The organism is Cupriavidus basilensis OR16 (genome assembly GCF_000243095.1).
Lineage (GTDB): Bacteria > Pseudomonadota > Gammaproteobacteria > Burkholderiales > Burkholderiaceae > Cupriavidus > Cupriavidus basilensis_D.
Map to the genome: position 1 here is coordinate 1 of NZ_AHJE01000146.1, position 7,228 is coordinate 7,228.

At 68.8% G+C, this 7,228-nt stretch carries 7 protein-coding genes; all 7 read right to left on the reverse strand.

Annotated features, from left to right (window positions below; all coding sequences use genetic code 11):
- Positions 1–615 precede the first annotated feature (615 nt).
- Positions 616–1,242, reverse strand: coding sequence for a nucleotidyltransferase family protein (locus tag OR16_RS35725; RefSeq protein WP_237717350.1), 627 nt, complete (start codon positions 1,240–1,242; stop codon positions 616–618).
- Positions 1,239–2,267 carry an XdhC family protein gene (locus OR16_RS35730; RefSeq protein ID WP_006163867.1) on the reverse strand — a complete coding sequence of 343 codons (1,029 nt, stop codon included), beginning with the start codon at positions 2,265–2,267 and terminating at the stop codon, positions 1,239–1,241. Before OR16_RS35730 ends, OR16_RS35725 begins: the two co-directional genes overlap by 4 nt.
- Positions 2,240–2,821, reverse strand: coding sequence for a CoxG family protein (locus OR16_RS35735; protein WP_043422472.1), 582 nt, complete (start codon positions 2,819–2,821; stop codon positions 2,240–2,242). The genes OR16_RS35730 and OR16_RS35735 overlap by 28 nt, the downstream gene beginning before the upstream one ends.
- Positions 2,812–4,116 carry a vWA domain-containing protein gene (locus tag OR16_RS35740; protein ID WP_006163869.1) on the reverse strand — a complete coding sequence of 435 codons (1,305 nt, stop codon included), beginning with the start codon at positions 4,114–4,116 and terminating at the stop codon, positions 2,812–2,814. The genes OR16_RS35735 and OR16_RS35740 overlap by 10 nt, the downstream gene beginning before the upstream one ends.
- Positions 4,117–4,119: 3 nt before the next feature.
- Positions 4,120–5,016 (reverse strand): AAA family ATPase, encoded by an 897-nt coding sequence (locus OR16_RS35745; protein ID WP_006163870.1) that lies wholly within the window; start codon positions 5,014–5,016, stop codon positions 4,120–4,122.
- Between the two features lie 223 nt (positions 5,017–5,239).
- The gene (locus OR16_RS35750) at positions 5,240–6,040 is read right to left on the reverse strand and encodes an FAD binding domain-containing protein (RefSeq protein ID WP_006163871.1); all 801 of its coding nucleotides are present in this window, start codon (positions 6,038–6,040) and stop codon (positions 5,240–5,242) included.
- A 15-nt stretch (positions 6,041–6,055) separates the two neighbouring features.
- The coding region (locus OR16_RS35755) for a xanthine dehydrogenase family protein molybdopterin-binding subunit (protein WP_006163872.1) at positions 6,056–7,228 on the reverse strand (1,173 nt) is incomplete at its 5' end.

Sequence of the window (7,228 nt, forward strand, 5' to 3'; positions counted from 1 at the left end):
TGGTTACGTGGTGGTGCCCCTGATCGCTTTGCTCGGTGCGCGTTCGGGCATCTGCCGTTCGCGGTGCGCAGCACCACGATCCTGCCTGCCTTGGTGGTTTCGTGGTTTTGTCTCTGACGGTGGCCGCCCGGCCATTTGATGCCCTGCCGTATCGGCGCGAGCGTCACCTTGCTATCAACCCCCTCTGGTTTCGTGGTGGGCACCGTGGCCCGTCCGCGAGGGCCGCGCTCGCACCTCACCGCGCTCGTCCTTCGAGACAAAACCACGAAACCAGCCACACCCGAAACGGCGCAGCCCCTCGCGCCGCGAACGGCAGATGTGGGAATGGTCACCGCGCACGAGGTCAGGGGCTGCACCACGTAACCAATGGGTCATGTAAAAATGATGTCCTTGGGGCCGGTAGGATCCGCCAGCCAACACTCCGGGCCGTACGACGAAATCATCGACATTCAAAAGCCTTATTGCTCTGCTCCCGGCAGGGCGCCCCGCAGGGGGATGTCGTATGGCTCTTGGGTGCAAAAACCATCGCCGCTCAAACAAACAGCGACCAACCCCGCAGGGCGATGTCGTACGGCACTTGGGTCCAAAAACCAACGCCACCAGCAAACACCCCCCCTACCCCCTTACCCCCAAATCCCCCTCAACATCCACATCCCGAAACCCCCCCTCATCCTCTGTAAGAATCCTCATCACCGGCTGCGTCTTCAACAACTCCCGCGCGCCTTCATCCCCATCAAGCTTCAGCAGGGCATCCCGCCACGCAGACCCGAATCCAACCGGATGCCCACGGCGCCCGTCACGCCACGGCGCGGCAATCGCGTCGCGCGTCGTGATCGTCAACGCCACCGCGCGTACCAGTTCGGCCGGCAGCCAGGGCATGTCGGCCAGCGCCACTACCCAGCCGCTGGCGCCGCGCGTGGCGGCCACTGCCGCAGCCAGCGCCGCGCCCATGCCGGCCTCGGCTGCCGCAGTTTCCAGCACCCGGCAGCCGGCACCTCGCAATTCGGCCGCCAGCGCGGCATTGCCCGGGCGGATCACGGCGAGCGTGCCGGGCAGCACGGAGACTAGCGTGCGGGCGCTGCGGCCGGCTACGGTTTGGCCGTCGGGCAGCTTGGCCAGGAGTTTGTTGCGCTGGCCGGCGGGGTCGAAGCGGCGGCCGTAGCCTGCCGCCAGCAGGATGCCGGTGGGGAGCTCGGCGGCGGTGATGGCGCCGTTGATGGGGCCCGTGAGCGGGTTGGTCACGGCGAGGTGCTGCAACTGCTGCCTTCGTTGGCGGCCAGCTCGCGCGCGGCCTTGGCGCCTTCTACCTGGAGGATGTCGGGCAGCGAGACGTGGTTCTTGGCGGCGATGACTTCGGCCAGGATCGAGATGGCGATCTCGGGTGGCGTGCGGCTGCCGATGTAGATGCCGACCGGGCCGTGCAGGCGCGCGAGCTGCAGGTCGTTGAGGTCGAATTCCTTGAGCCGTTCGCGGCGCGCCTGGTTGTTGCGGCGCGAGCCGAGTGCGCCGACATAGAAGGCGCGCGTGCGCAGGGCTTCCATCAGGGCCAGGTCGTCGAGCTTGGGGTCGTGCGTGACGGCGATCACCGCGCAGCGCTCGTCAAGCTTCATGTCGGTCACGGTGTCGTCCGGCATGGTGCGCACCATGGTGACGCCGGGGATGTCCCACGTTTCGGTGTATTCCTCGCGCGGATCGCACACGGTGACCTGGAAGCCCAGACCGACGGCGATCTGCGACAGGTATTTCGACAGCTGCCCGGCGCCGATCACCAGCATGCGGTAGCGCGGCCCGTGGATGGTGAGCAGGGTGGTGCCGTCGAAGGCAAGGCCGTCGGTGGCCTGGGCCGGGCCGAGGGTGGCGTGGCCGCTGGCCATGTCGAGCGTGCGCGCTACCAGCTTGCCGCTTTCCACGGCGGCCAGCAGTTCGTCCAGGTGGCTTTCGGCGCCGAGCGGCTCGGTCACCAGTTCGATGGTGCCACCGCAGGGCAGGCCAAAGCGGTGCGCTTCCTCGGCGCTGATGCCGTACTTGACGGCCTCGGGGTGCGCGCCGGCAATGCCTTCGCGCCGCACCCGGTCGATGATGTCATCTTCGATGCACCCGCCCGAGACCGAGCCGACCACCAGGCCGTCGTCGCGCACGGCCAGCATGGCGCCTTCCGGCCGGGGCGAGGAGCCCCAGGTCCTGACTACCGTTACCAAGAGCGTGCGATGGCCTTCTGCCTGCCACTTCACACTGCTTTTCAGGACTTCGAGATCCACGCTGTCCATGATCGTTTCCGCTTCGTTCCACCGTCTTGTTCATCGGGCGTGCTGCCTTCGCCGGCCGCCGCTCCGTCCTTGGCGACATCGTCATCCGCGCCTGGCTCGTCACCCTGCGCGCCGGACCCGCTCACCGCCGCCGTGAAGCGGTCGAAGAAGGTATCGGCCATCTTGCGCGCGGCGGCGTCGACCAGGCGCGAGCCGATCTGCGCGATCTTGCCGCCCACCTGGGCGGTGACCGTATAGGTCAGCACCGTCGCGTCGCCTTCGGGGGCCAGCGTGACAGCCGCGGTGCCTTTGCCGAAGCCGGCGACCCCGCCTTGCCCATCGAACTGGATGGTGTAGCTGTCGGGCGCCTGGATGTCCTGCAGGGCCATGCGCCCCTTGAAGCGCGCCTTGACCGGGCCTACCGCGGCGGTCAGCGCCACCAGGTAGGCGTTGTCGCCGTCAGGCTCGATGCTCTCACATCCTGGGATGCATTGCTTGAGCAGCGCCGTGTCGTTCAGGGCTTCCCAGGCGGTCTGCTGCGCGATGGGCAGTTGCCGCGTCTGTGTCATTTCCATGGTGGGGCGGTCTCCTTGGGGTTCTTTATATCCCTATTGCCCGAGATGTCTCTCGGGGGTGCGGGCGAGGGGAAGACGGGCATGGCCAGCGGCCCGCGCGCGGCCAGCAGGGATTCCAGGGCGAACAGGCTGTCCAGGTTGTGCGCCGAGCGCAGGGCATCCACGTGCGGCAGGATGGCTTGTACGCCACGCGCCTGCGGCACGAAGCCGGCATAGCGCAGCAGCGGGTTGAGCCAGACGATGCGGTGGGCGAAGCGGCGCAAGCGCGCCATTTCGGTGCCCAGCAGGTCGATATCTTCGTGGTCGAGGCCGTCGGTGACGAGCAGCACCGTGGCGCGCCCGGACAGCGTGCGGCGTGCCCACTGGCGGTTGAAGGTGGCCAGCGCGGTGCCGATGCGGGTGCCGCCGGCCCAGTCGCGCACTTGGCCCGTGATGGCGCCAACCGCTTCGTCCGGATCGCGCTCGCGCAGCCAGCGGGTGATGTTGGTCAGCCGGGTGCCGAACAGGAAGACGGACAGGCGCTCGCGCGATTGCATCAGGGCATGGCAGAAGTACAGCACCGCGCGCGAGTACTGGCTCATCGAGCCGGAGATGTCGAGCAGCAGCACCAGCGGCGGGCGGCGCTCGGCGCGGCGGCGGTATTTCCAGCGCAGCCACTCGCCTTGCTGGCGGACCGCCAGCCGCGCGCTGGCGCGCAGGTCGGCGTACGGCCCGCTGGCGGCGGCGCGCAGGCGGCGCGTGCGCTCGGTGGCCAGGCGCGCGTGGCGGGCGCGGATCATGTGCTGCAGCGCGCGCCATTCTTCCGCGCCCAGGGTTTCAAAGTCGCGCTGCGCCAGGCGCTCCTGCGCGGAGAAGGTGAGTGGCGCGGTAAAGCGCTCGAGGTGGTCCTCGCCGCGCCGGCCGGACGCGGGCGGGCGCTGGGCGGCAAGCGCATCGGCCAGCCGGTTGTTGCGCGGCGGCGGCGGTGCGCCGGCATCCACGCGCGGCAGCAACAGGGCGCGCAGCTTGCCCTCCCAGTCCGGGTCGCGCCAGAACAGGTCGAAGGCGGCGTCGAACAGCAGGCGCTGGTCCGGCCCGTTGATCATCAGGGCCGCCATGGCCGCGCGCACTTCGTCGCGCCTGCCGACGTCCACGTATTGCAGCGCCAGCAGCGTATCCACGGCATGGGCGGGTGACAGCGCGAAGCCGGCATCGCGCAGCAGCCGCACGAAGTGCGTGACGTTGCGCGCGAGCATGGGCAGCGTGCCGGGGAGGGGCGCGGCAGCCAGCGGAGCGTCCGGATGGAGCCGGGGCATGGTTCAGGCTCCCGGGGCCCGGCTCGCGAGCAGCTCGGCCACGGTCGGCCCATCCACGCGGGCCAGGTCGTCCTGGTACTTGAGCAGCACGCCGAGCGTGTCGCGCACCGATTGCGGATCGAGCTCCGAGATGCCGAGCGCCGCCAGCGCGCGGCACCAGTCGATGGCCTCGGCGATGCCGGGGGACTTGAACAGGTCGATGCCGCGCAGCCGGTGGATGAAATCGATGGCCTGGTGCTGCAACGCGGCGGCGGCCTCGGGCGCGCGCGCAGCCACGATCTGCAGTTCGCGCTCGCGCTGCGGATAGCCCATCCATTGGTACAGGCAGCGGCGCTTGAGCGCGTCATGCACTTCGCGGGTCCGGTTGGAGGTGACGATGATGAGCGGCGGCTGCTCAGCCCGGATCACACCGATCTCGGGGATCGATACCTGGAATTCGGACAGCACCTCCAGCAAGAAGGCTTCGAAGGGTTCGTCGGCGCGGTCGATCTCGTCGATGAGCAGCACGCGCGGAATGCCAGGCGCGGCGGGGTCGGGCAGCAGGGATTCGAGCAGGGGGCGCTTGAGCAGGAAATCGTCGTGATACAGCGATTGCGTGTCGGGCCGCTCGCCGCGCGCCTCCGCCAGGCGCAGCGCCATGATCTGGCGCGGGTAGTCCCATTCGTAGAGCGCGCTGGAGGCATCGAGCCCCTCATAGCATTGCAAGCGCAGCAGGCGCGTGCCGAGCGCGCCGGCCATGGCTCGCGCCAGCGCGGTCTTGCCCACGCCGGGCTCGCCTTCGAGGAAGAGCGGGCGCTGCATGCGCAGCGCAAGGTACAGCACGGTGGCCGTCTCGCGATCGGCGAAATACTGCTGTGCCTCCAGCAGGGCGGCGGTCTGGTCGATGGACTGGGGAAGCATGGAGGATGGCCGGATGATGCTATGTGCAAAGAGGAGGCGCAGGTTAAAAAACCATTGGCTTCGCTGTTTGTGGCTCCTGGCCAAACCGCCCCTCTCCCCGGCCCTCTCCCCGTGAGGGGAGAGGGTGCGACAGCCGTCGTCGTTCCAGACGGCGTCGGCGCATCCTGCGGGCTCCGGCCAACGCCGGGAGATGAGGGGCGGGTTGGGCCTGGATGCCTCGGCGCTAGCCCTTCAACGCCTGTTCCACCGCGCGTGCCGCCAGCACCGGGATCAGGTGCGCGCGGTACTCGGCCGAGGCATGCAGGTCGGTGTTCAGCCGGCTTGCATCCACCACCACCGCGCGCGCCGCCGCCGGCGTGAAGCTGGCCGTCAGCGCCTGCTCCAGCGGCGCGCTGCGGAACACACTGTCGGCCGCGCCGGTGATCGCCACCCGCACGACCTTGCCGAACTGCGCCACCATCACGCCCACCAGCGCGAAGCGCGACGCCGGGTTGCGAAACTTGATGTAGGCGGCCTTGTCCGGCGTGGGAAAGCGCACGGCGGTGATCAGCTCATCGGGTTCCAGCGCGGTTTCGTAGAGGCTCTTGAAGAAGCTATCGGCGGCGATATTGCGGCGGTCGGTGACCACGATGGCGTTGAGCGCCAGCACGGCCGCCGGGTAGCAGGCGGCCGGATCGTCGTTGGCGAGCGAGCCGCCCAGCGTGCCCATCGCGCGCACCTGGCGGTCGCCGATGCCGTCGGCCAGCGCGGCCAGCGCGGGGATGCGCTTGCGCACGTCGGCGTTGGCCGCCACGTCGGCATGGCGTGCCGCCGCGCCGATCACCAGTTCGTCGTTCTCGACACGGATATCCGCCATGCCGGGAATGCGAGTCACGTCGATCAGCGCCGATGGCGCGGCGAGGCGCAGCTTCATCGCGGCCAGCAGGCTCTGGCCGCCGCCGAGGAACTTGGCGTCGCCATCCGCCTTGAGCTTGGCCACCGCCGACCTGGCATCGGCGGCGCGTTCGAAATGGAATGCGTACATGGTGTGCCTCCGATATCAGTTAGGGGCCTGCGCGCGGCGGATGGCTTGCCACACGCGATGCGGCGTGGCGGGCATCTGGATGTCGTGCACGCCCAGCGGCGAGAGCGCATCCACCAGCGCATTGATGAAGGCCGGCGGCGAGCCGATCGCGCCGGCTTCGCCGCAGCCCTTGACCCCAAGCGGGTTGTGCGTGCAGGGCGTGCCCTTGGCGGTCTCGACCGTGAAGTCGGGCAGGTCGCCGGCGCGCGGCATGGCGTAATCCATGTAGGAGCCGGTCAGCAACTGGCCGCTGTCATCGTCGTACACGCACTGCTCCAGCATGGCCTGGCCCAGGCCCTGGCCGATGCCGCCGTGCACCTGGCCTTCGACGATCATCGGGTTGATGATGTTGCCGAAATCGTCCACCGCGGTGAACTTGATCACCTTGCTCTCGCCGGTGTCCGGATCGACCTCCACCTCGCAGATGTAGGCGCCCGACGGATAGGTGAAGTTGGTCGGGTCGTAGAAAGCGTTTTCGTTGAGGCCGGGCTCCAGCTTGTCGAGCGGGTAGTTGTGCGGCACGTAGGCGGTGAGCGCGACTTCGCCGAAGGTCTTGCTGCGGTCGGTGCCGGCCACGCTGAAGGTGCCGTTCTTGAACTCGATGTCGGCGTCCGAGGCCTCCAGCAAGTGGGCCGCGATCTTCTTGGCCTTGGCTTCGATCTTGTCGAGCGCCTTCATGATGGCCGAGCCGCCCACCGAGAGCGAGCGCGAGCCATAGGTGCCCATGCCGAACGGCACGCGCCCGGTGTCGCCATGCACGACTTCCACCGCATCCAGCGCAATGCCGAGCCGGTCCGCCACGATCTGCGCGAAGGTGGTTTCATGCCCCTGGCCGTGGCTGTGCGAGCCGGTGAAGACGGTTACGGAGCCGGTCGGGTGGACGCGGATCTCGCCCACTTCGAACAGCCCCGCGCGCGCGCCCAGCGCGCCGGCGATATTCGACGGCGCCAGCCCGCATGCCTCGATGTAGCAGGAGTAGCCCAGCCCGCGCAGCTTGCCGCGCTGCCTGGCTTCATCACGCCGCGCGGCGAAGCCTTTGACATCCGCGAGTTCTTGCGCGCGCGCCAGGCACGGCTCGTAGTCGCCGGTGTCATAGGTCAGGCCGACCGGGGTGGCGTACGGGAAGTCGTGGATGAAGTTCTTGCGGCG

Coding starts and splice junctions, on each gene's coding strand:
- OR16_RS35740 (WP_006163869.1), bottom strand. CDS start 4,116: ATGCCCCGGCTCCATCCGGACGCTCCGCTGGCTGCCGCGCCCCTCCCC.
- OR16_RS35735 (WP_043422472.1), bottom strand. CDS start 2,821: ATGGAAATGACACAGACGCGGCAACTGCCCATCGCGCAGCAGACCGCC.
- OR16_RS35730 (WP_006163867.1), bottom strand. CDS start 2,267: ATGGACAGCGTGGATCTCGAAGTCCTGAAAAGCAGTGTGAAGTGGCAG.
- OR16_RS35750 (WP_006163871.1), bottom strand. CDS start 6,040: ATGTACGCATTCCATTTCGAACGCGCCGCCGATGCCAGGTCGGCGGTG.
- OR16_RS35745 (WP_006163870.1), bottom strand. CDS start 5,016: ATGCTTCCCCAGTCCATCGACCAGACCGCCGCCCTGCTGGAGGCACAG.